The organism is Micromonospora sp. AMSO31t, assembly GCF_008868175.1.
Classification (GTDB): domain Bacteria; phylum Actinomycetota; class Actinomycetes; order Mycobacteriales; family Micromonosporaceae; genus Micromonospora.
On record NZ_WBKT01000046.1, the window covers coordinates 17,279 to 37,905 of the forward strand.

Below are 20,627 nucleotides of genomic sequence, written 5' to 3' on the forward strand. Positions count from 1 at the left end.
CCGGCGCCGGTGTGCGGTGCGTGGCGGTCAGGCCGCGCGGTAGGCGTTCCAGGCGGTCAGCATGCGGCTCGCCTGACCAGCGGTGAACTGGTACATGCACGAGTCGTAGGTGTAGTCCATGAAGTTGGTGATCGGGTCCTTGCCCGTGGCGGTGCAGGTGTCGCGACCGGTCGGGCACTCGAAGGCCGGCGAGGCCTCGGCCGGGGTGTCGGAGACGCTGTCACCCGAGCCCGAGCAGCCGCCCTGGAACGTGTGGTAGAGGTTCAGCCAGTGGCCGACCTCGTGGGTGCCGGTGTCGCCCTGGTTGTAGTTGGTCGCGGTGCCACCCGGCAGCGACTCGCTCAGCGCGACCACACCGTCCATGCTGTTCAGCTTGCGCTGCGGGAAGGTGGCCCAACCAAGCAGGTCGTCGCTCAGCTCGCCCAGGTAGAGGTTGAGCGTGTTCTTGCCGCCCTCGCGCAGCGAGGTCTTCATCGAGCGCTCGGCAGAAGAGCCCTCGACGATCGGGTACCAGGCGGCGTTGGTGACGTGGTGCACCTTGGTCAGCTGGAAGCTGAAGGCGGTGACGGCGCCGCCGGTGCCACCGCTGTACGCGTTGTTCAGCACGGCGATCTGCTGGGTCACCATCGAGTCCGGGATGTTGCCGCCGGCCCGGGTGCTGTCCCGCTGGATGACGTGGACCACGACGGGAATGGTCACCGTGGCCAGCGGGGTCGCTCCGGCGCCGGCGCGGAAGTTCGCCCGCTCACGCAGGGCCGCCGTGAGGTCGGCGTCGCGCTCGCGGACCTGCTTGGCGGTCAGCTCGTTCGGGTCCAGCTTGGCGTGTCCGCCCTTCTTCACCCGCGCGTCCGAGTGGACGTCGGCCGGCTCGGCGCAGGAGCCGGACGGGGCGGCCGAGAAGGCGGAAGCTGCGGGGACGACGCCTACGGCGGCGGTGCTGAGCAGCAGCGCGAGGGTCGTCGACGCGACGCCGGCGGTACGCCGGGTCAGCAGGTTGGGACGAAGTCCCATGGGCCCACCTCTTTCTGCGGGCGCGACAGGGGGTATGTCACGGTCGGAGAACGTGGAGGAGACGGTACATCCGATCGAAGCATTTGAGAACGACCATATGTTGCCGTGGTGAAACTTGTTCCTGGTAGCCGGCGGGCCGCCGCTCCGGGGTACCTGGGTGCACGGAGGTGGTGACCTCCTGTACAGTGGTGCCGCCTGCGGGTGTAGTTCAATGGCAGAACATCAGCTTCCCAAGCTGACAGTGCGGGTTCGATTCCCGTCACCCGCTCCACACACAGAAGCCCTGGTCAGGACAGACGTCCCGCCAGGGCTTCCGTGGTTCTAGGTCATGCTGAAACAGGGATGGGCCATTAGCGGGCCATTAGCTCGCCTCGGCGGCCGGTCCGTCGCCCTCGGCAACCCGCTTGACCTTGCGCTTGCTCGGCTTGCGCCGGGCAGCCTTTACCGCCTTGTCGATCGCGTCGGCGATGCCCTGGTCGGCCTCCCGATTGGCGTGCTGGTAGATCAGCGCGGCACGCGGACTGTCGTGCCCCATCCGCGCCATGATGTCGCGCAAGCTCGCGCCTGGTGCCCGCGACGCGAGGGTGTTGCCGGTGTGCCGCAGGTCGTGGAAGTGCAGCCCGGCCGCGCCGATCGCCGCGACCGCCTCGGGCCACTTGACCAGCTTGTTGAAGTTGCCGCGCCAGAGGTTCCGGCCGCTCTCGCCGGTGAACACAAACGCCTCGGATGCCTCGCCGACGTGGCTGCCCATGTGCTGTTTCAGCACAGGTAGAGCCGCCTTGGGGAGGGCTACGGTCCGTGCGCCGGCCCGTGACTTTGGCGGGCCGAGGATCAGGCCGGTTCCCCGGTGCTCTACGAACGCCTGTCGCACCCGCACCGTGCCGGCCGACAGGTCGACGTCGCAGCGTTGCAGGGCGACTGCCTCGCCCCACCGCAGGCATCCGAACGTCGTGACCAGGATCAGCGCCCGGAAACGCTCCGGCATCCGCTCGGCCAGCGGCCGAACTGGTTGCGCTGCTCGAAGTCAAGAGCGTCGCCATGCCGCCGGAGGTACGCGGCGAGGGCGACCCTCTTGCCGTACTGCGATGGGTTGGCGAGACGTGCTCGCACGACCTGACGACAGCAGTCGAGGAAGCGCTATGTGCGTCCGAGTTGCAGGCTGCCCGTGTCGCGGTACCTACACCATTCGGGCGTGAGGTGATCCTCGGTGCGCACGCGCGCGGCTTGCCGGTCGCCGTCGTGAGCAACAACTCGGCAACGGCGATCGAGGCATACCTGACGGCGCATGATTTGGCTACGTACGTCGCGCCGATCATCGGCCGGGCGTACGCGGATCCGAGGCGGATGAAGCCGAATCCCGGGCCGGTCCTCGATGCGGTCCGCGCCCTCGGGGTCGCGCCGGGGCGTTGCACGCTGGTCGGCGACTCACTCTCCGATATCGAGGCGGCCCATGCCGCCGGGGCCGCCGCAATCGGCTTCGCCAATAGAGCGGAGAAGATCGACGCCTTCACGACGGCAGACGTCGTCGTGACGTCCATGGCGGATATTCCTGACGCGCTGTCTCCGGTGTCCCCCGTGTCCCCGGTGTCCCCAAAGACGGACTGACCTGCCGAAACCAGGGGGACAGCACAGACGATTGGTGCCCTCAGGGGAGCGCAGTCACTAACGTGTCGGCATTGCGACAGAGAACCCGTGATTCCGACTTGATGTTGGTGGTTATGTCGTCATGGCGGCATTCCGCCCGTTGGACGCCGGCCAATAGCTGATGGAATGTCGTCGCCACTGTTGCGATGTAGTTGAACATCGTTATAAGGTCATCTACCTTCTGGGCACAGACTGTAAGCAAAAGGCCGAGTCGGCAGGGGTGACGCTTTCGTGGTTTCGATTCACAAGTCGCTTTCCAGCATGCTGGCAGCCAAAAAATTCGAGCCGTACATACGCTACATCAGGTTCCCGCTTTTTCGGAACTTGAGGCCCGGCCTTCAGATTGACTTTACTCACCCGATTACGGCCCTTGTTGGCCCCAACGGGTCTAACAAGACTGCAATTCTGCGAGCGTTACAGGGATGTCCCGACTACTACGACTTGGGTCAATACTGGTATTCCACATCACTCGATCCCATTTCCGAGAATGAGCGCCATCGTTTCATTCACGGCTTGTGGGCTCCCAGTGCTGGCGAAGTTGTAGAGGCCATCAAGACCCGAATTCGGCGTGGCGATAACCCCGACGCTTGGGAGCCTTCACGGCCACTGCTTCAAGATGGGATGAAGCGTATGCCCAAGCTTGCCGATGGCGAGGAGCCGTCGCCCGATAGAACTAAAACACGCTGGAAAGCAGTTCAGAAGAAAGTAACCTATATCGACTTCCGGTCTGAGCTGTCAGCTTACGACAAATTCTTCTTCCACGCTCCGGCTCGGCCGGGCAAAACTACCCTAGCGGAACGCAAGGCATTTATTCGCCGAAAGTCTCCGCACATGGCCCTGTCCTTGAAAACGGGTAGGCGCCAACACGATCATTTCCAAGTGCAACGTATCGCAGAACGCGCACACGACGTCACAGAGCTGCAATTACGGGCCATATCGGAAATACTCGGGCGGCGCTATGATTCTATTCGCGTAATGGCTCACCGGTATTTTGATGTGGACGGTCATACGGTCCTGCTGAAATCCTTCGGGCACAGGTACTCCGAGGCGTTTGCCGGCAGTGGTGAGTTTGCGGTTGTGATGCTGGTAAGGGCAGTGACTAATTCCCCCCCTTGCTCGCTAATATTGCTCGATGAACCCGAGGTCTCTCTTCATCCAGGCGCTCAAATAAAGTTGATGGATTTTCTTGCCGAGCAAGCCAAGACGCATCGCCATCAAATTGTTCTCTCTACACACGCACCGGAAATTATCCGGGACCTGCCGCCGAACGCAATCAAGGTCTTCCATCCGTCCGAGACGGACGGCCGAGTCAACCTCATCAGCCAGGAGTCGGACTCGTCAGAGGCCTTCTTCCGGTTGGGTGTCCGACTTCCCCAGGATAAGACCATCTTCGTCGAAGACTTGCTAGCGGCAGCCATAGTAAGACGCGCAATGCAGCCGCTCGGAGAGGCGGCGAACTCTCAAGTTGCGATAACGCCACTGCCTGGTGGGACTAACTCTATTCAGACTCGCTTCGTTCCATCTTTTTCCCTAGCAGGGAATGAAAATTATCTCGTAATGCTCGACGGTGATCAGCGACCACAGGAACCCACTCCCGAAGCATCTGCCGTTCCTGACGGGGACATGGAAGAGACAGTCTCGAAGGCTCTCAACGGCAAGCCGCAACTTTCGCCAGACGGGGCGGGGGGAGTCGCTAACGAGGCCCAGAAATTGAAGCAATTGAAGATGGTGTTGAATTGGGTCAGAGAAAACGTTGATTACTTTCCCGGGCTGACGCCTGAGGGCCTGCTGCTCAAGATGGAGGGTCGCGAGAACCCCGACGCCGATGCTAAGATCACGAAGGCCATCTGGGTTGAGAGGACGACTGATGCGTTGCAAAGGCCATCTTGGCAGCCCGTGACCTCGGAAGAGGTGCTGGCAGAGCAGGAGCGGGCACTGGCGAACGTATCAACTGAAACGCCGGAGATGGCTGAGATTAGGGCTCGGGTCAAGCGTTTTCTCCAGAAGGGCACTAAGTGAGGCGGCCGTGAAGGTCTCTGTGGTGGACTTCTTCTCCGGATGCGGTGGAACCAGTCTCGGATTCCGCAATGCTGGAATGTCCATCCTAGCCGGGATCGACAACGATCCCAACGCTGCTGCCACGTACCGCCGGAACTTCCCTGAGGCGAAATTTTTCGAGCGCGATATCCGTGAGATGTCGGTAGCCGAAGTAAAGAAGGTGCTGCCGCGCTCAGGCAAGATCTTATTCTCGGGCTGCGCGCCATGCCAGCCGTTCTCGAAACAGAATCGAGGCCGAGATGACAATGATCCTCGCCGATCACTGCTGACGGAATTTGAACGATTCGTTGTCGCCTTGAAGCCTGATTATGTGGTGGTCGAAAATGTCCCGGGAATGCAGAAGGTCGGGATGGATGGCCCGCTAGGGCGGTTCATCGCCGCACTTGAAGCCGCCGGTTACAAAGTAGAATGTAAAGTTCTTGATGCCTCACATTTCGGCGTTCCGCAACGGCGGCTGCGTCTGGTCCTAGTCGCTGCGCTGGGCGATGCGGCTCCCATGCCTAACCCTACTCATGGCGGGAAGCGTCAGCCGTTAAGCACAGTTCGAGATTGGATCCGCGATCTACCCCAGATCGCCGCTGGCGAGACACATCCGGATGATCCGGACCACGCAGCCATGTCGCTCTCGGAACTTAACTACCGGAGGATGCTGGCCACCCCAGAGGGGGGCGGGCGAGAGAGCTGGGAAGAGGATCTGCTCCTGAACTGTCATCAGGGACATGCCGGTCACACCGATGTATACGGCCGTTTGGCCTGGGATCGCCCCGCTTCCGCAATGACGACTCGCTGCCTAAGCTACTCCAACGGTAGGTACGGCCACCCCGACCAACATCGGGCAATCAGTTTGCGCGAGGCGGCAATCCTTCAAACTTTCCCACGTGACTTCCGGTTCTCCGGAACGCTCACCTCGCGGGGAAGGCAGGTCGGCAACGCCGTTCCTCCACTGCTTGCACAGCGGGTCGCCGAGGCAATCTTGGCAATGCCCCGCAGCCGAGGACGCCGAACACCTCTCACGCAGCGTGCTGAGGTAGTTCCGGCCTAGCTCGGCGCACGACGGGGTAGAAGCCACCGGTCTCCTGAGCGATTCAGCGGTGACAAGCGGGCTAGCTCAAGATCTAGGCCATTAGCGGGCCATTACGGCGGGCCACGTGAGGTCACTCCAGGACAATCGATCTCCCGCTGAACTGGCCAGCAGGAGAGTCATCAGCGGCTCTTGTACGGTTCCCAAGCTGACAGTGCGGGTTCGATTCCCGTCACCCGCTCCACACGAAAGGCCCTGGTCAGGACGCGAGTCCAGCCGGGGCCTTCGACTTTCAAGATCGGCCATCGCAGTGTTGGCAAGCGGGAGCTAACCTCTCGGCCATCAGAGCTATCAAGCCGTGGCATCTCTCGGTCCTGGCAATCTGCTGCCTGTTGCCGACGATCGCGGCGATCGTCGGCGGGGTCTGGGCGGTTCGCCGCTCCCACAACCGTCGCTGGCCGCGAGACTCGGACGCGCTGTCCGCGCTCGCCTTCGCGCCGCGTAACGAGCGACAGCACCACAGCGGGCCGTCGTCGGCACGTCGGAGGCGACCGGATGGCGGAGTGTTGCCGGCGACTGTCGACGCGATGATGGGCCGCATGGGGTTCGGGTTCAAGACCACCTGGCTCGCCGTGCGGAAGCAAAGCCCGGAGGAGGTCGCCGACGCGCTGCAGTTGGCCGACCGCGAGCGTCTCTCCTGGGACGAGGGCGTCGACCGCGCGTACGCGTCCGGCGTGTACGTGGCCGGTCCCGTGGACGGGTGGACCCTGGCGCACGGCCGGCGCGATCTCGGGCCGTTCGACTACAGCGCCGCCGACCCGCGGTTTCCCGAGTGGTTGGCGGCCCTGAGCGTGCGGCTGGGCGAGGTCCAGTTCTTCGTCAACGAGCGGGGATGGTTCGCCCACGGATGGGCGTGGGCGGTCAACGGTGTGGTCCTGCGGGCGTTCGCCACCTTCGACGGCGCCGTCCCGCTGTTCGTCGGCGACCCCACGCCAGCGGAGCACCAGGTCGGCAAGGGCCTCCGGGGCTACGCGGACACTTGGCGGGACTGGGAGGAGGAGGACTGGGACGCCTGGTACGAGTCGGCGCCCAACGAACAGGACGTCCTCAAGCTGGCGGCGCGGTGGAGTGTCCACCCTCTCCTGGTCGACAGCGCACAGGTCGGCGACGGGATCTACGGGACGCCTGCGCGCGCGGCCTGACCCACGTGGTCAGGCGAGGTCGAGGACGTGCCGGAGGGAGGGCTTGCCGCTGAGCAGGACCTCCTCGACCGGCACGAAGCCCGTCCGCCGGAGCACCGCCAGCGAGGCCGGATTCGCCAGCGCGGCCGAGGCGACCAGCCGGTGCAGCCCGTACTCCTCCGGGCCAGCGCGCAGACGCGGTGGACGCCTTCCCGGGCCAGGCCGCGCCCGGTGGCCCGTTCGGCCACCCGGTAGCCCAGTACGGCGCTGCCGTCGGCGACGTCGACCAGGTTGAACCGGCCCAGCACCGTGCCGTCGTCGTCGACCAGGACGTGGAAGTGGCATTGTCCGGTCTCCTGCTCCGTCAGCAGGCCCACGAGCCGGTCGGTGAACTCGGCGAAGTAGTCGTCGCCCCGGTCCGGCACGAACCGGGCGAAGTACGCCCGGTTCACCTGCTCGAAGTGGAGCAGGGCCGGAGCGTGGCGGATGGCGAGCCGTTCGAGTTCGGGCATCAGGCGACGCTAGCAACCCGGAGATCGGCCAGCAGTTCCTCCACGGCGGCGAACTCGTCGGGCCGCAGCGGGCCCTGGGCGAGCGCTCCGGCGTTCTGCTCGACCTGGCCGACGGTACGGAACCCGGGGATCGGGACGGTGGTCCCGCTGCGGGCCCAGAGCCAGGCCAGCGCGCCCTGCGTCGGCGTACGGCCACCGGTGGCGAACACCTCCCGCAGGGCCTCCACCCGCGCCAGCCACTCGGGTGCCCCGGCGCCGTCGCGGAAGTACGTCATCCAGTCGTAGCTCTGCGAGCGCACGTCGTCCCGCGGCACGGTGCGGCCGTCGGCGTACTTGCCGCTGAGCAGGCCCATGGCGAGCGGCCCCCGGTTGATGCTGGCCAGCCCGGCCCGCTCGCACAGCTCGATCATCGCCGGCCGGTCGGCCAGCACCGACATGTCGTGCTGGACGGCCGCGCAGTGCGGGCCGGCGGCGGCGAAGGCCGCGGCGCGTTCCGGGTCGTCGGTGCTCCAGCCGTACGCCCGGATCTTGCCGGCGGTGACCAGGTCCTCCAGGGGTGCGACGAGGTCCAGGGCCTCCGCGACCGGCAGGTCGCCGAGGTGGAGCTGGTAGAGGTCGACGTGATCGGTGCCCAGCCGCCGCAGCGAGCCGTCCAGGCAGCTGCGCAGGTACGCGACGCTGCTGTCGGTGCCGAGCGCCTCCCTGGTCCGCTCGTCGAAGGTGAACCCCCACTTCGTGGCGATCACCACCCGGTCCCGGTCCGCGCCGAGCGCCTTGCCGAGCACCACCTCGCTGTGCCCGGCGCCGTAGCTGCTCGCCGTGTCGAAGAAGGTGACGCCGAGTTCGAGGGCCCGGCGGACGGCCCGGGTCGACTCGGCGTCGTCGACCCGGCCCCAGCCGTACTGGTTGGCGCCGCCGGCGTACGGGCCGCCGATCGCCCAGCAGCCCATGCCCAGCGCGCTGACCTCGATGCCGCTCCGCCCCAACGTGCGCTTCATGATCCGCTCCCCGTCCCGCGTCGTGGTTCCGCCGGTTGCCACTCTGCGGCTTCGAGCGGGCTCGAAGTCAAGACCCCGGATACCAGCGCAGCTCGACGGTGTTGCCGTCCGGGTCGCGGACGTAGATCGAGGTGGCCGTGCCCTGGGCCCCGAAGCGGGGCACGGGCCCGGTCAGCACCGTGAACACCCCCGAGTCGACCACCGTCGCCCAGTCGAGCGGCTCGACCACGAGGCAGAAGTGGTCCACGTTCGACCCCTCCGGTTCGCCGCGGACCAGGTCGATGATGGTGTCGGCGTTGACGCGTACCGAGGGGAAGGGCACCTCGCCGGCCCGCCACCGGTCGACGCGCACCGGCGCCAGGCCGAGGGTGTCGCAGTAGAACGCCAGGGACCGTTCGACGTCGGTGACGGCGAGGACCAGGTGGTCGAAGCCGGTCACCCGCACGGCGCTCACCGGGTCTCCAGCGCGTACGCGTCGCGCAGCCAGCCGGTGAACAGCTCCGGGTCGATCTCGTCCACGGCGCGCAGCTTGACGGAGGCCATCCGGCGGGCGCCCGGGACGAGCCGCCCGGAGTCGTCCGCCACGTCCTGCCCTCGCCACAGCCCGAACGTGACGTACGCCGGGTACGCCTTGAGCAGGCAGACGGGGGTCTGGCCGGGCCGGTCGCCCAGCCCCCACACCGGGTGGCCGTGCCACAGGGCGCCGGTGGCCTCCGGCAACGCGGCCTCGATGACGGGACGCAGCTTCTCTGCGGTCTCGCGCAATGGCGCGTCGAGGCCGGTCAGATAGGTGGTGACGGGATCCATGTGGTCCTCCTGTGTGCGGTGGGAACACCGTCAACACTCGTCCTCGGCGCCGTCCGGACCAAGACGCGATCGGGCTACGATCGTTGACCAGGATTCAACGATGGGGGCCGGCAGGTGCTGGAGCGGTACGAGGTCGAGACGTTCCTGACCCTCGCCGAGGAGCTGCACTTCGGGCGGACCGCCGAGCAGCTGCGGGTGACCACCGGGCGGATCAGCCACGTGGTGCGGAAGCTGGAACGCCGCATCGGCGCGCCGCTCTTCGAGCGCACCAGCCGGGTGGTCCGGCTCACCCCGATCGGCGCCCGCCTCGCCGACGACCTGCGTCCGCTGGTCGCCGGCATCGAGGAGGCCGTCCAGCGCGCCGTCGACGCCGGGCGCGGGCTCACGGGCGAACTGCGGGTGGCGTACGTCGGTGAGTCGACCGCACCGTTGCTGCTCCGGGCCGTCACGCTGTTCAGCGAGCGCCACCCGGACTGCGTCGTGCACGTCCACGAGGCCCCGCTCGCCACCACCCGGTCGAGCCTGCGGGACGGCACGATCGACGTGCTGATCGCCGCGTACCCCTTCGACGGCATGGCGAACGGCCAGGCGCTGCTGCACGAGGCCCGGGTGCTCGCGGTGGCCGCGAACCATCCACTGGCCGGCGCGGAGGCGGTGTCGTTGGAGGTGCTGGCCGACCACCCGGTGGTGCAGTACCCGGCGGTGACCTCGGCCGCGTTCAAGCGGGACCGCACCCCGGAGCGGACGCCGGCGGGGCGGCCGGTGCCACGCGGCCCGGTCGGGGGCACCTTCTCGGAGATGCTGGCCCTGGTCGCGATGGGGCGCGGGGTGCTGCCGGTGGGCGAGCAGACCCGGCACTACCACGCCCGCCCCGACCTGGCCTACGTGCCGATCCGCGACGCGCCGCCGATCCGGCGCGGTCCGGTGTGGCTGGCCAGCAACAGCACCACCCGGGTACGCGAGTTCGTCCGCGCCGCGGTCGACGCCAACCCGGCACCGGCCTGAGGCTGTCGGACCCGGCTGGCAGCATGACGGCGTGCGGGACGAGATCCGGGCGCTGGTCGAGGCGCTCACGCCGGGCGACGAGCAGGAGGCGCGGCACCGCGCGACGACGCTGGCGTGGCTGGCCACGACGGAGGACATCTTCCGCCGGGTGAAGCCGCGCACCCCCTCGCCGCACCTGGTGGCCTACTTCCTGCTCCGCGACGAGACGGACGGCGCGGTGCTGCTGGTCGACCACCGCAAGGCCGGAATGTGGCTGCCCAGCGGCGGCCACGTCGAGCCGGGCGAGCACCCCGCGCAGACCGTACGCCGGGAGATGGTGGAGGAGCTGGGCGTGCCGGCCGTCTTCGCGCCGGACCTCGGCGAGCGCCCGGCCTTCCTCACGGTGACCGGGACCGTCGGCCCGCCGGAGGAGCGGCACACCGACGTGAGCCTCTGGTACGTGCTGGCCGGCAGCCGCGACCAGAAGCTGATCCCCGACCCGGCGGAGTTCCGGGGCGTCCGCTGGTGGACGCCGCGCGAGGTGGCCGACGCCGTGCCGGGCACCGTCGAGCCGCACCTTGGCCGGATGCTGGCGAAGCTCAGCCGAGGCGCACGGTCAGCGGGCGCGGGTCCCGACGCGGCGTCACCGCGGTGAGCAGCAGCATCAGCGCGCTGGCCAGGCCGAGCAGGAAGAACAGCGAGAGGGTCGGCTGACCGAGCCACTCCCAGAGCGGGTGCCAGCTCGGGTGCGGCTCGTCGAGGTGGTGCCGGGCCAGCGACGAGGTGGCGAGCAGCACGGGCGCCCACCAGAAGAACAGGGTGACCCCCAGCAGCAGCAGCGGCGCCCGCCGCCGACCCTCGGTGCGCCGGCTCACCCAGGCGAAGACCAGCCAGGCCAGCGCGCCACCGACCAGCCCGGCCAGCACGGCGGCGGGCAGCACGGCCGGCGGCGCGGCCCGCTGCAGCTCCACCCCGAGATACGAGCTGTAGGTCCGGGGGTCGTCGAAGGTGGCCCGGAGCACGGTGTCGCCCCGGCGGGCCACGAGGACGGTCTCGACCGGCTGGCTCGCCGGGTCGCAGCGCGGGTCCGCGCAGGTCTGGAGGACCTCGGAGGTCGGCTCGTAAACCTGCCAGCCGGCGTCCCGGAGGCGTTGCTGCGCCGTCGCCAGCGTCTGCGCCTCGGACGCCGGCATGGGGCCGGTCGCCGAGCCGCCGGCCACCCCCTCCTGGTATTCGCCGCCGTCGCCGAGCAGCAGGCTGCGCAGGGACGCCCGGGACAGCGGCTGGCCGTAGATGACGAAGAGCGCGCGGGCGGTCGACACGTCCTCGCCCAGCCGGTGCCCGGGGAACGCCTCGGCGAAGGCCGCCGCGAACTCGGCCCGGTCGGGCTGCGGCCGGGAGGTTTCCCAGGCGGCCCGGGCGGCCAGCGCGCCGGTGAACAACCCGCAGATCAGCGCCGTGAGGACGGCCCACACGCCGACCGTGCGGCTGACCGGCCGGCCCAGGCGGCAGCGCAGGCCCGCCCGGACCAGGTCGGCTGCCTCCCGCAGGGTGGGCCGGGCCCGCCCGGCGGGCACGCAGTCCAGCAGCAGGCCGACGATCTCCTCGCCGCGCTCCCGCCGGTAGCCAGGCGGATAGGCGAGCAGCAGGCGCCGGTAGCGGCGGGCCAGGGGGTCCCCCGTCGGTGGCATGGCCGTCCCCTCCAGGTCGATCGGTGGTGGGCCGAGGGCGGCCCGGGACGCGGGTCAGGCGGTGCGGGGGTGTAGGGCGCGCAGCCGCGTCTCGGCGGCCGTGGCGAGCTGGCGCAGCCGGGCGGTCTCGCTCTGGAGGGCGTCGAGGCCGGTGGAGGTGAGCCGGTAGTAGCGGCGGAGCCGGCCGTCGACCACCTCCTCGTGGTCGGGCTCGACCAGGCCCTGCGCGCTGAGGCGGTCCAACGCGGTGTAGAGGGTGCCGGGCAGCAGGGTGACGCGCGCGGCGGAGAGCGCGGTGACCTCCTGGATGATCCCGTAGCCGTGCCGGGAACCGCCGGCCAGCGCGGTGAGGATCAGGAACGTGGGCTCCCGCATCTGAGTCACACCGGCAACATAGATAAGTGATCGATACATCGTCAACGCCTTGACCCTGCCCCTGCGGCAAGGCCCAGCGTGGTCCGTGCCGGTCGCCGAGACCGGCACGAGGAACGCGACCGGCGCGAGGAGGATGGGTCCGTGGAGCTGCTGACCATCGGGGCGTTCGCCCGCGCGGCGCGCCTGACGCCGAAGGCGCTGCGGCTCTACGACGAGCTGGGGTTGCTGCCCCCGGCCGCCGTCGACCCGCACTCGGGCTACCGGTACTACGCGCCGGCCCAGCTCGACCCGGCCCGGCTGATCGCCGCGCTGCGCCGCGCCGGCATGCCGCTGGCCGAGATCCAGGACGTCTGCGGCCTGCCGCCGGACGCCGCCGCCGAGACCGTGGACAGCTGGTGGCGGCGGGTCAGTGCCGACACCGTGGCTCGCGGTCGCGCCGTCGCGCTCCTCGTCGACCAGCTCACCGAGAGGGGCACCACCATGTCCGACACCACCTTCCGGTACGCCGTCCGCTGCGACACCGGCGCGGTCCGGGACTCCAACGAGGACACCGCGTACGCCAGTGGGAGCCTGCTCGCCGTGGCGGACGGTATGCGGGGCCCGGGCGGGGCCGCCGCGAGCACCGCCGCCGTGGACGCCCTGCGGCCGCTGGAGCCGGCCGGCGCGCCGGCCACCGAACTGCTCGCCGCGCTGGCCGACGCGGTGGCCGCCGCCGACCGGGCGGTACGCGCGCACGCCACCGCCGCCCACCAGCCGGTCACCACGCTCACCGCCATCCTGCGGCGCGGCACCCGGCTCGCTCTCGTGCATGTCGGGGACACCCGCGCGTACCTGCTGCGTGGCGGCGAGCTGTCCCGGCTCACCCAGGACCACACGTACGTCCAGACGCTGGTCGACCAGGGGAAGCTCAGCCTCGCCGAGGCCGGGGCGCATCCGCAGCGGGCGCTGCTGGCCCGGGCGCTCGGTGCCGGCGAGGTCGAGGCGGACCTCGCACTGCGGACCGCCCTGGCCGGCGACCGCTACCTGCTCTGCTCCGACGGGCTCGCCGCGGTGGTCGACCCGGAGGCGTTGCACGCCGCGCTCGCCGGGGCGGACGACCCGGAGACCGCCGTCGGGCGCCTGGTCGACCTCGCGTACGCCGCAGGTGCACCGGACAACATCGCCTGCGTGGTCGCCGACCTGGTGGCGGCGTAGTCCCGCGACCCGGGTCGGCCTGTCCGACCCGGGTCGTACCCTGGCGATCATGCGAATTGGCATCGTGATCCTGCCGGACCAGCGCTGGTCGGACTCCCGGCGGCGCTGGCAGCAGGCGGACGAGTGGGGCTTCGACCACGCCTGGACCTACGACCACCTGGGGTGGCGCGACCTGGTCGACGGGCCCTGGTTCGACTCGATGACCACGCTGACCGCCGCCGCGACGGTGACCTCCCGGATCCGTCTCGGCACCCTGGTGGCCTCGCCGAACTTCCGGCACCCGGCCGCGTTCGCCCGGCAGGTGACCGCGCTCGACGACGTCTCCGAGGGGCGGGTGCTGCTCGGCCTCGGGGCCGGCGGCATCGGCTTCGACTCGGCGGTTCTCGGCGGGGAGACCCTGCCGCCCCGGCAGCGCGTCGACCGGTTCGCCGAGTTCACCGAGCTGCTCGACCTGATCCTGCGGGAGGACGGCACGACCTGGCGCGGCGAGTGGTTCGCGGCGGTCGACGCACGCAACAATCCCGGCTGCGTCCAGCAGCCCCGGGTGCCGTTCGTGGTCGCCGCGAACGGGCCCCGGTCGATGCGGTTGGTCGCCCGCTTCGGGCAGGGCTGGGTGACCACCGGCCTCGGCGGCGACGACCTGGAGAGCTGGTGGTCGACCGTGGCGGAGCTGTCCGCACGGCTGGACGGCACGCTGGACCAGGCGGGGCGCGACCGGGCGACCCTGGACCGCTACCTGTCGCTGGACTCGGCGCCGGTCTACTCGCTGCGCGACGCGGACTTCTTCGCCGAGCAGGTGGCCCGGGCCGCCCGGCTGGGCTTCACCGACGTGGTGACCCACTGGCCCCGGGCCAGCAGCTGGTACGCCGGCGACGAGGCGGTGCTGGTGCGGGCGGCGGAGCTGTTGCCCGAGCTGCGCCGGCTCTGACCGGTCAGGTCCCCAGGTCGCCGGTGGTGATGCCGCCGTCCCCGGCGGAGACCAGCCGGAACCGGATGCAGACCACCTGACTGTCATCGTCGACGGGGAAGCCCACCCGTGCCCAGTAGCGGCGGTGGCCCTCGCGCCACTCCTCGATCGACCGGTCCCCCTCGCCCTCGGAGCGGGCGAAATCCCACGACACGTCGGCGAAGCGGACCACCTCGACCTCGGTGACCTCGACCACGCCGATCAGCTTGTCCTCGTCGTCGACCAGGACGAGCCGCTCGCCGACGTGCTCCAGCTCCTCGTTCTCGGTGGCGTACTCGTCGGTCAGCAGGCCGGCGGTAGCGGTCTTCACGCCGGAGAGCACGAGGGTGTTGAGGGTGGTGCGCAGCTCGCCGGGCGTGCCGAGGGCGAGGGTGCGGAGTCCACCGATGCGGGGCCACATCCTGCCGACGCTAACGGCTGGCTGCCGGCTCGTCGCGGGATTTCACCCGCCCCCACGGGTCGCCCCGCCGGGACTAGCGTGGGCGGCATGGCGGATCGACGGGCGCTGCTGGTGCCGGGCCGGGGTTACGACAGCCGGGCGCCACTCTTCGCGTACGTGGGGGAGGCGCTGCGCCGCCTCGGCTTCGAGGTGCACGAGGTGACCTGGCAGGTGCCTCGCGACCTGCGCATCGACCGGGCTCCGGAGTGGGTGGCCGAGCAGGTCACCCCGGTGCTCGACGGTGTCGACCTGATGGTCGGCAAGTCGCTGGGCAGCTTCGCCACCCCGCTCGCCGCCGACCGGGGCGTGCGGGCGGTCTGGCTGACCCCGCTGCTCAACAACCCGGACGTGGTGGAGGGGCTCGGCCGGGCGAGCGCGCCGTGCCTGCTGGTCGGCGGGACGGCCGACCCGGCGTGGCAGGGCGAGACCGCCCGGCGGCTCAGCCCGCACGTGCTGGAGGTGCCGGACGCCGACCACTCGATGCTGGTGCCCGGCCCGCTGGCGCGCTCCGCCGAGGCGCTGGGCCGGGTCTGCGACGCCGTCGAGGACTTCGTCACATGAGCTGACCGGCGTAGCCGGCGGCGGCCAGCACCCGGTCGTCGCCGGTACGGGGCACCGCCGCGAGCGCGGCCGGCACGTCGGACCGCCCGGTGAGCGGGCCGGCGCCGGGCACCGGCTGCCAGCGGGCGGCCCAGTAGCCGAGCGGCTGGCCCAGCTCGGCCGGCCGTTGCGGGTTCTCCCCGTCGGTACGCAGCACGCGCACCGCGTGCCCGACCCGGATCACCCCCCGGTGAGCAGGGCGCGCAGCCGGAGCCGCTCGGCGACCGGCGCCGGACAGGTCGCGACAAGCGCCGCCGTCCCGACGAACTCGGCCCCGCTGTCCCGGACGAGGTGGTGCAGCGCGTCGAGCTGCGCCCCGGTGGCCACCCAGTCGTCGGCGAGCAGCACCCGGTCGCCGGGGCCGAGGCGGCGGGCGTCCACGCCGACCCGGAGCTGCCGGCCCCGGTAGTCGGGGGGTGTCTCCGCCCAGCGCATCGGCCCGATCCGGCGCCGCTCCCCGCCGTCCTTGTACGCCGGCACGAACCCGGCGCCGGCGGCCACCGCGACCAGCGGGCCGAGCAGCAGCCCGGTCACCTCCGGCGCGATCACGACGGTCGGCCGGGCGGCCGGGAAGAGGCCGGCGAGGGCGGGCCCGACCCCGGCCAGCACCTCGGGATCCCGCCACCAGGCGGATAGGTCGCTGACCAGATGGCTGCTCCCCGGGCCGGGGTCGACCCAGCGGAACAGCTCGACCAGGCGTCGGCTCAGCACGCCCTCCATCCTGGGGCACCGGCACGAGGCGATGCCACACCGGCCCCGGCCAGCACTCATTCCTCCGTTCGGTGGAGTGGTGCTGGCTTGATCGGCTACACGTACCAGGGTAAATGCGGGCATAGCACCATGATCACGTTGACTTCCGAAGTGCTTCTCTCGTTACGGTCCGAGCCGGTTTGTTCAGCAGACGAAAGGACCGGGCGGTGGCTGGTAGGCACCTTCGTACCCGCAAGTTCTCCTCGCCGGCCGGCATCGCCGCCACCGCGGCCGTCGGCGTGGCGCTCGCCATCGGCGGCACCGTCGGCGCGGTCCAGCTCACCTCGGCCGAGCCCGCCACGGCGCCGGCCGCGGTCGAGGCCCTGCCCAGCACGCTCGCGCCCAGCTCGGCGTCCCCCTCCGCCTCGCCGAGCCTCAGCCCCTCGCCGAAGGCCACCCCGAGCCCGACCGCGACCCGGACCCAGGCGGCGTCCCGGAGCAAGGCCCGCACCGCGAGCCCGAAGCCGACCGCGAAGAAGACCACGACCGCCGCGAAGGTCGTGAACAGCGGCTCCTGCGGCGCGTCCTTCTACGACGAGGGGCAGATGACCGCGAACGGCGAGACGTTCAACCCGGACGCGCTGACCGCCGCGCACAAGACCCTGCCGTTCAACACGAAGGTCCGGGTGACCAACCCGGCCAACGGCAAGTCGGTCGTGGTCCGGATCAACGACCGCGGCCCGTACATCGACGGCCGGTGCATCGACCTCTCCCGGGCCGCCTTCGCCGCGATCGCCTCGACCGACCTCGGCGAGCTGACCGTCAGGTACGAGGTCCTCGGCTGACCGGGTGACCGGCGGCGATCGGGTCGGCGGAGGGATCCGGCCGGCCAGAACATCCTCGGACGACGGGCCAGGTTCATTCACCCGTTCACGTCCATCAGGCATGCTGTCCGATGTACGCACGCAACCCTTCCAGTCGGGCCGCGGCCCGCTGAGCCCCGGATCCCGCGCCGGCCTCGGCGCGGCCCTCGCGCTGCTCGCGATCGTCTCCGCCGTCGAGCTGGCGGACGGGCGGCCGGCGCACTACGTCGCGCTCATGGTGGCCGCCCCGTTCCTCGCCGCCGCGCTCGCGTCCTGGCGGGTGGTGCTCGGGGTGGGGCTGCTCGCCACCGGGATCGGGGCCGCGTTCGCGCTCGCCGAGCAGACCATGTCGCTCGTCACCGCGGTCAACGTGGCCGGCATCGCGCTGGCCACCGCGATCGCCGGCGCCGTGGCGGGGGTCCGCGAGCGCCAGTCCGAGCGGATCGCGGAGCTGTCCCGGCTCGCCTCGGTCGCCCAGCAGGCGGTGCTCCGGTCGCTCGGCCCGCAGGTCGGCACCCTGGCGGTGGCCGCCCGCTACATCTCCTCCACGGCGACCGCCGAGATCGGCGGCGACCTGTACGAGGCGATGGACACCCCGTACGGCGTCCGCATGATCATCGGTGACGTGCGCGGCAAGGGGCTGGACGCCGTCCGGCTGGCCAGCATCGTGCTGGGCTCCTACCGGCACGTGGCGTACGAGCGGGCGGACCTGCGCGCGGTGGTGACCGACCTGGACCGGGCGGTGGCCCGCAACGTGGGCGACGAGGACTTCGTCACCGCCGCGCTGGTCGAGGAGCGCGGCGGCACCCTCACCATCGTCAACTGCGGCCACCCGCCACCGCTGCTGCTGCGCCGGGGCGCGGTCATCCCGCTCGAACCGCCGGCGCCCGCGCCGCCGCTCGGCTTCATGCCGGTGGTCCGGCCCCGGGTGGAGCGGCTGGAGCCGGGCGACCGGCTGCTCCTCTTCACCGACGGGCTGGGCGAGGCGCGCCGGGACGGGGAGTTCTTCCCGACCGCCGACCGGGCCTGGCGGCTGCTCGGGCACGGCACCGTGGCCGACGGTCTGGCCTCGCTGGAGACCGCCCTTGTCGAGTGGGTGCACGGCCGGCTCGACGACGACATCGCGCTGGTCCTGATGGAATACACCGGGCCGCGCAGCGCCGCCGCGGCGCCCGTGCCGAGCTGGGAGGTCGGCGCGGCCGAGAGTTGAGCCGACGGTCACCGTCGGGTGAACCGGAAGTGTGTAATGGCTGTCACTTCCGAGATCGGCTTGTCGTTGGCTACCGGCGAGTAATACAGTCTGGAGTTACTGATCGGTAACACCTGTCCGGAAGCGGGGCCAGCGAGCATGACCCACTACAAGAGCAATCTTCGGGACCTCGAGTTCAACCTGTTCGAGGTCTTCGGGGCGGACCGGACGTTCGGCCAGGAGCCGTACACGGACCTGGACGTCGACACCGCCCGCAGCTTCCTCTCCGAGGTCGACCGCCTGGCCCGCGAGGATCTGGCCGCCAGCTACTCGGACAGCGACCGCAACCCGCCGGTCTTCGACCCCGCGACGCACACCGCGCCGCTGCCGGAGTCGTTCAAGAAGTCCTACCAGGCGTTCATGGATTCGGAGTTCTGGCGGCTGGACCTGCCGGAGGCCCTGGGCGGCACCAACGCCCCGCGCGCCCTCTGGTGGTCGCTCGCCGAGCTGGTGCTCGGCGCCAACGCCCCGATCTGGATGTACGCCTCCGGCCCGTCCTTCGCGCACGTGCTCCACGTCGAGGGCACCGAGCAGCAGAGGAAGTGGGCCCGGCTCTTCATCGAGAAGCAGTGGGGCTCGACCATGGTGCTGACCGAGCCGGACGCCGGCTCGGACGTCGGCGCCGGCCGCACCCGCGCCATCCCGCAGCCGGACGGCTCCTGGCACATCGAGGGCGTCAAGCGCTTCATCACCTCGGGTGAGCACGACCTGACCGACAACATCGTCCACTACGTGCTGGCCCGTCCGGTCGGCGTCGAGGGCGTCGGCGGTCCGGGCACCAAGGGCCTGTCCCTCTTCGTCGTGCCGAAGTTCCACTTCGACGAGGAGACCGGCGAGCTGGGCGAGCGCAACGGCGTCTTCGCCACCAACGTCGAGCACAAGATGGGCCTGAAGGTCTCCAACACCTGCGAGGTGACCTTCGGCGAGCACGGCGTTCCGGCCAAGGGTTGGCTGCTCGGCGAGAAGCACGACGGCATCCGGCAGATGTTCATGATCATCGAGTACGCCCGGATGATGGTCGGCACCAAGGCGATCGCCACCCTCTCCACCGGCTACCTGAACGCCCTGGAGTACGCCAAGAACCGGGTGCAGGGCGCCGACCTGGTCCAGCAGGCCGACAAGGCCGCCCCGCGGGTGACCATCACGCACCACCCGGACGTGCGCCGCTCCCTGCTCATGCAGAAGTCGTACGCCGAGGGCCTGCGCGCGCTGGTCTGCTACACGGCCACCTGGCAGGACCGGGTGGCGGTCGCCGAGGCCGCCGGTGACGAGAAGGCCACCAAGCTGGCCAAGCGGGTGAACGACCTGCTCCTCCCGCTGGTCAAGGGCGTCGGGTCGGAGCGGGCGTACGAGCTGCTCGGCCACGAGGCGCTGCAGACCTTCGGCGGCTCCGGCTTCCTCCAGGACTACCCGCTGGAGCAGTACGTCCGGGACGCCAAGATCGACACCCTCTACGAGGGCACCACCGCGATCCAGAGCCTCGACCTGATCTTCCGGAAGATCGTCCGGGACAACGGCAAGGCGCTCATGGCGGTCGCCGGCGAGATCCAGGAGTTCATCGCCTCCGAGGCCGGCAACGGCCAGCTCAAGGAGGAGCGGCAGGCGCTCGGCAAGGCGCTCGGCGAGATCCAGAACATCCTCGGCGTGATGATGGGCTGGCTGACCGAGGCCCAGGCCGGCGACGCCCGCGCCCTCTACAAGGTCGGCCTGAGCAGCCGCCGGTTCCTGCTGGCGATCGGCGACCTGGTGGTCGGCTGGCTGCTGCAGAAGCAGGCCGACGTGGCGTTGAAGGCGCTCGGCGGCGAGGTCTCGGCCACCGACAAGGCGTTCTACACCGGCAAGGTGGCCGCCGCCCGGTTCTTCGCCCGCGAGGTGCTGCCCCGCATCGGTTCCGACCGGCGGATCATCGAGGGCGCGGACCTGGAGATCATGGACCTCCCGGAGGAGGCGTTCTGATCCCCGCTGGGGCGATTCGACCCTGACGACCGGCGGCCGGCGAGCGCACAGCTCGCCGGCCGCCGCCGTGTTTTCACCCCGTGGCCGGTAGGCCGGCCGCCTGGCGGGTAACCGTCGCGGACCACGACAGGGCACGCCCAAGGGCCACCGCACGGGGGAGTGCAGCGCACATGGGCATTGGCAGCGCAATCTTTCTCATCGCGCTCGGCGCGATCATGACCTTCGCCATCCGGGCCAACGTCTGGTGGATCGACCTGCGCGCGGTCGGCTGGGTGTTCATCCTGGCCGGGCTGGGCGTGTTGCTCACCACCCTCTGGTTCTGGCAGGACCGCCGCAAGCGGGCACGCACGCTCATCGTGGAGGAGAACCGGCTCTCCCACCCGACCG

The 20,627-nt window shown here is 70.1% G+C and carries 24 protein-coding genes and 1 tRNA gene; 14 read left to right on the forward strand and 11 right to left on the reverse strand.

The genetic code is table 11. From position 1 onward, the window contains the following. Positions 1-27: 27 nt before the first annotated feature. Entirely contained in the window at positions 28-1,011 is a 984-nt protein-coding gene (locus F8274_RS13250; protein WP_151462603.1) for a zinc metalloprotease, read from the reverse strand. Between the two features lie 197 nt (positions 1,012-1,208). Here F8274_RS13250 and F8274_RS13255 point away from each other — a divergent pair. Then, positions 1,209-1,282 (forward strand) — tRNA-Gly (locus tag F8274_RS13255). A gap of 90 nt (positions 1,283-1,372) precedes the next feature. Here F8274_RS13255 and F8274_RS13260 read toward each other — a convergent pair. After that, positions 1,373-1,996, reverse strand: coding sequence for a site-specific integrase (locus tag F8274_RS13260; RefSeq protein WP_225853770.1), 624 nt, complete (start codon positions 1,994-1,996; stop codon positions 1,373-1,375). Between the two features lie 53 nt (positions 1,997-2,049). On the opposite strand from F8274_RS13260, the gene F8274_RS13265 reads away from it, so the two are divergent. The 4 genes from F8274_RS13265 (at position 2,050) to F8274_RS13280 (ending at position 6,936) form a co-directional block, all read left to right on the forward strand. Next, positions 2,050-2,616: an HAD family hydrolase gene (locus tag F8274_RS13265; protein ID WP_151462604.1), complete on the forward strand. Its 567-nt coding sequence runs from the start codon at positions 2,050-2,052 to the stop codon at positions 2,614-2,616. A 270-nt stretch (positions 2,617-2,886) separates the two neighbouring features. Further along, positions 2,887-4,674, forward strand: a complete 1,788-nt coding sequence (locus F8274_RS13270) for an ATP-dependent endonuclease (RefSeq protein ID WP_151462605.1) — start codon at positions 2,887-2,889, stop codon at positions 4,672-4,674. 7 nt (positions 4,675-4,681) lie between these two features. Next, positions 4,682-5,755, forward strand: coding sequence for a DNA cytosine methyltransferase (locus tag F8274_RS13275; protein WP_151462606.1), 1,074 nt, complete (start codon positions 4,682-4,684; stop codon positions 5,753-5,755). Between the two features lie 578 nt (positions 5,756-6,333). Continuing rightward, positions 6,334-6,936, forward strand: coding sequence for a hypothetical protein (locus F8274_RS13280; RefSeq protein ID WP_151462607.1), 603 nt, complete (start codon positions 6,334-6,336; stop codon positions 6,934-6,936). Here the strand turns inward: F8274_RS13280 and F8274_RS13285 are convergent. The 4 genes from F8274_RS13285 to F8274_RS13300 all read right to left on the reverse strand — a co-directional run bounded on the left by F8274_RS13285 (position 6,909) and on the right by F8274_RS13300 (position 9,232). After that, on the reverse strand, positions 6,909-7,427 hold the full coding sequence (locus tag F8274_RS13285) for a GNAT family N-acetyltransferase (RefSeq protein ID WP_225853771.1): 519 nt from the start codon (positions 7,425-7,427) through the stop codon (positions 6,909-6,911). The two genes, F8274_RS13280 and F8274_RS13285, sit on opposite strands and share 28 nt — an antisense overlap. Continuing rightward, positions 7,427-8,425, reverse strand: coding sequence for an aldo/keto reductase (locus F8274_RS13290; protein WP_151462608.1), 999 nt, complete (start codon positions 8,423-8,425; stop codon positions 7,427-7,429). Before F8274_RS13290 ends, F8274_RS13285 begins: the two co-directional genes overlap by 1 nt. A gap of 67 nt (positions 8,426-8,492) precedes the next feature. Further along, the gene (locus F8274_RS13295; RefSeq protein WP_151462609.1) at positions 8,493-8,879 is read right to left on the reverse strand and encodes a VOC family protein; all 387 of its coding nucleotides are present in this window, start codon (positions 8,877-8,879) and stop codon (positions 8,493-8,495) included. Further along, positions 8,876-9,232, reverse strand: a complete 357-nt coding sequence (locus F8274_RS13300; protein WP_151462610.1) for a DUF1801 domain-containing protein — start codon at positions 9,230-9,232, stop codon at positions 8,876-8,878. The genes F8274_RS13295 and F8274_RS13300 overlap by 4 nt, the downstream gene beginning before the upstream one ends. Positions 9,233-9,346: 114 nt before the next feature. Between F8274_RS13300 and F8274_RS13305 the strand changes: the two genes are divergently transcribed. Next, positions 9,347-10,237 (forward strand): LysR family transcriptional regulator, encoded by an 891-nt coding sequence (locus tag F8274_RS13305; RefSeq protein ID WP_151462611.1) that lies wholly within the window; start codon positions 9,347-9,349, stop codon positions 10,235-10,237. A gap of 31 nt (positions 10,238-10,268) precedes the next feature. Then, positions 10,269-10,871: an NUDIX hydrolase gene (locus F8274_RS13310; RefSeq protein ID WP_151462612.1), complete on the forward strand. Its 603-nt coding sequence runs from the start codon at positions 10,269-10,271 to the stop codon at positions 10,869-10,871. Here F8274_RS13310 and F8274_RS13315 read toward each other — a convergent pair. Together F8274_RS13315 and F8274_RS13320 are read right to left on the reverse strand one after the other, a co-directional pair. Further along, positions 10,816-11,907, reverse strand: coding sequence for a hypothetical protein (locus F8274_RS13315; protein ID WP_151462613.1), 1,092 nt, complete (start codon positions 11,905-11,907; stop codon positions 10,816-10,818). The genes F8274_RS13310 and F8274_RS13315 overlap by 56 nt on opposite strands. Positions 11,908-11,961: 54 nt before the next feature. Further along, positions 11,962-12,282: a PadR family transcriptional regulator gene (locus F8274_RS13320; RefSeq protein WP_151462624.1), complete on the reverse strand. Its 321-nt coding sequence runs from the start codon at positions 12,280-12,282 to the stop codon at positions 11,962-11,964. Between the two features lie 141 nt (positions 12,283-12,423). Here F8274_RS13320 and F8274_RS13325 point away from each other — a divergent pair, with 141 nt between their 5' ends. Together F8274_RS13325 and F8274_RS13330 are read left to right on the forward strand one after the other, a co-directional pair. After that, entirely contained in the window at positions 12,424-13,476 is a 1,053-nt protein-coding gene (locus F8274_RS13325) for a MerR family transcriptional regulator (protein WP_151462614.1), read from the forward strand. Between the two features lie 49 nt (positions 13,477-13,525). Next, positions 13,526-14,404 carry an LLM class flavin-dependent oxidoreductase gene (locus F8274_RS13330; protein WP_151462615.1) on the forward strand — a complete coding sequence of 293 codons (879 nt, stop codon included), beginning with the start codon at positions 13,526-13,528 and terminating at the stop codon, positions 14,402-14,404. A gap of 4 nt (positions 14,405-14,408) precedes the next feature. On the opposite strand, the gene F8274_RS13335 is transcribed toward F8274_RS13330, so the two are convergent. Continuing rightward, on the reverse strand, positions 14,409-14,843 hold the full coding sequence (locus tag F8274_RS13335; RefSeq protein WP_151462616.1) for an ASCH domain-containing protein: 435 nt from the start codon (positions 14,841-14,843) through the stop codon (positions 14,409-14,411). Positions 14,844-14,930: 87 nt separating this feature from the next. Here F8274_RS13335 and F8274_RS13340 point away from each other — a divergent pair, with 87 nt between their 5' ends. Further along, complete coding sequence (locus F8274_RS13340; protein ID WP_151462617.1) at positions 14,931-15,443, forward strand: alpha/beta hydrolase; 513 nt, start codon at positions 14,931-14,933, stop codon at positions 15,441-15,443. On the opposite strand, the gene F8274_RS31225 is transcribed toward F8274_RS13340, so the two are convergent. Both F8274_RS31225 and F8274_RS13345 read right to left on the reverse strand, forming a co-directional pair. After that, positions 15,436-15,639 carry a hypothetical protein gene (locus F8274_RS31225; RefSeq protein ID WP_192579817.1) on the reverse strand — a complete coding sequence of 68 codons (204 nt, stop codon included), beginning with the start codon at positions 15,637-15,639 and terminating at the stop codon, positions 15,436-15,438. The two genes, F8274_RS13340 and F8274_RS31225, sit on opposite strands and share 8 nt — an antisense overlap. Positions 15,640-15,662: 23 nt before the next feature. Next, positions 15,663-16,202 carry a phosphoribosyltransferase gene (locus tag F8274_RS13345; RefSeq protein ID WP_192579815.1) on the reverse strand — a complete coding sequence of 180 codons (540 nt, stop codon included), beginning with the start codon at positions 16,200-16,202 and terminating at the stop codon, positions 15,663-15,665. 197 nt (positions 16,203-16,399) lie between these two features. Between F8274_RS13345 and F8274_RS13350 the strand changes: the two genes are divergently transcribed. The 4 genes from F8274_RS13350 to F8274_RS13365 form a co-directional block, all read left to right on the forward strand. Then, a complete protein-coding gene (locus F8274_RS13350) occupies positions 16,400-17,017 on the forward strand; it encodes a septal ring lytic transglycosylase RlpA family protein (RefSeq protein ID WP_151462619.1) in 618 nt (205 codons plus the stop codon). 100 nt (positions 17,018-17,117) lie between these two features. After that, positions 17,118-18,245 carry a PP2C family protein-serine/threonine phosphatase gene (locus F8274_RS13355; protein WP_151462620.1) on the forward strand — a complete coding sequence of 376 codons (1,128 nt, stop codon included), beginning with the start codon at positions 17,118-17,120 and terminating at the stop codon, positions 18,243-18,245. Between the two features lie 138 nt (positions 18,246-18,383). Continuing rightward, positions 18,384-20,240 carry an acyl-CoA dehydrogenase gene (locus tag F8274_RS13360; RefSeq protein WP_151462621.1) on the forward strand — a complete coding sequence of 619 codons (1,857 nt, stop codon included), beginning with the start codon at positions 18,384-18,386 and terminating at the stop codon, positions 20,238-20,240. Positions 20,241-20,410: 170 nt separating this feature from the next. Then, a partial coding sequence (locus F8274_RS13365) for a DUF6458 family protein (RefSeq protein ID WP_151462622.1) occupies positions 20,411-20,627 on the forward strand: 217 nt, incomplete at its 3' end.

Bases quoted from the DNA above. Each gene is read 5' to 3' on its own strand.
- F8274_RS13330 (WP_151462615.1), top strand. From the start codon at position 13,526: ATGCGAATTGGCATCGTGATCCTGCCGGACCAGCGCTGGTCGGACTCC.
- F8274_RS13265 (WP_151462604.1), top strand. From the start codon at position 2,050: ATGCCGCCGGAGGTACGCGGCGAGGGCGACCCTCTTGCCGTACTGCGA.
- F8274_RS13340 (WP_151462617.1), top strand. From the start codon at position 14,931: ATGGCGGATCGACGGGCGCTGCTGGTGCCGGGCCGGGGTTACGACAGC.
- F8274_RS13355 (WP_151462620.1), top strand. From the start codon at position 17,118: ATGCTGTCCGATGTACGCACGCAACCCTTCCAGTCGGGCCGCGGCCCG.
- F8274_RS13315 (WP_151462613.1), bottom strand. From the start codon at position 11,907: ATGCCACCGACGGGGGACCCCCTGGCCCGCCGCTACCGGCGCCTGCTG.
- F8274_RS13285 (WP_225853771.1), bottom strand. From the start codon at position 7,427: ATGCCCGAACTCGAACGGCTCGCCATCCGCCACGCTCCGGCCCTGCTC.
- F8274_RS13360 (WP_151462621.1), top strand. From the start codon at position 18,384: ATGACCCACTACAAGAGCAATCTTCGGGACCTCGAGTTCAACCTGTTC.
- F8274_RS13335 (WP_151462616.1), bottom strand. From the start codon at position 14,843: ATGTGGCCCCGCATCGGTGGACTCCGCACCCTCGCCCTCGGCACGCCC.
- F8274_RS13345 (WP_192579815.1), bottom strand. From the start codon at position 16,202: ATGGAGGGCGTGCTGAGCCGACGCCTGGTCGAGCTGTTCCGCTGGGTC.
- F8274_RS13260 (WP_225853770.1), bottom strand. From the start codon at position 1,996: ATGCCGGAGCGTTTCCGGGCGCTGATCCTGGTCACGACGTTCGGATGC.
- F8274_RS13290 (WP_151462608.1), bottom strand. From the start codon at position 8,425: ATGAAGCGCACGTTGGGGCGGAGCGGCATCGAGGTCAGCGCGCTGGGC.
- F8274_RS13320 (WP_151462624.1), bottom strand. From the start codon at position 12,282: ATGCGGGAGCCCACGTTCCTGATCCTCACCGCGCTGGCCGGCGGTTCC.
- F8274_RS13300 (WP_151462610.1), bottom strand. From the start codon at position 9,232: ATGGATCCCGTCACCACCTATCTGACCGGCCTCGACGCGCCATTGCGC.
- F8274_RS13250 (WP_151462603.1), bottom strand. From the start codon at position 1,011: ATGGGACTTCGTCCCAACCTGCTGACCCGGCGTACCGCCGGCGTCGCG.
- F8274_RS13280 (WP_151462607.1), top strand. From the start codon at position 6,334: ATGGGGTTCGGGTTCAAGACCACCTGGCTCGCCGTGCGGAAGCAAAGC.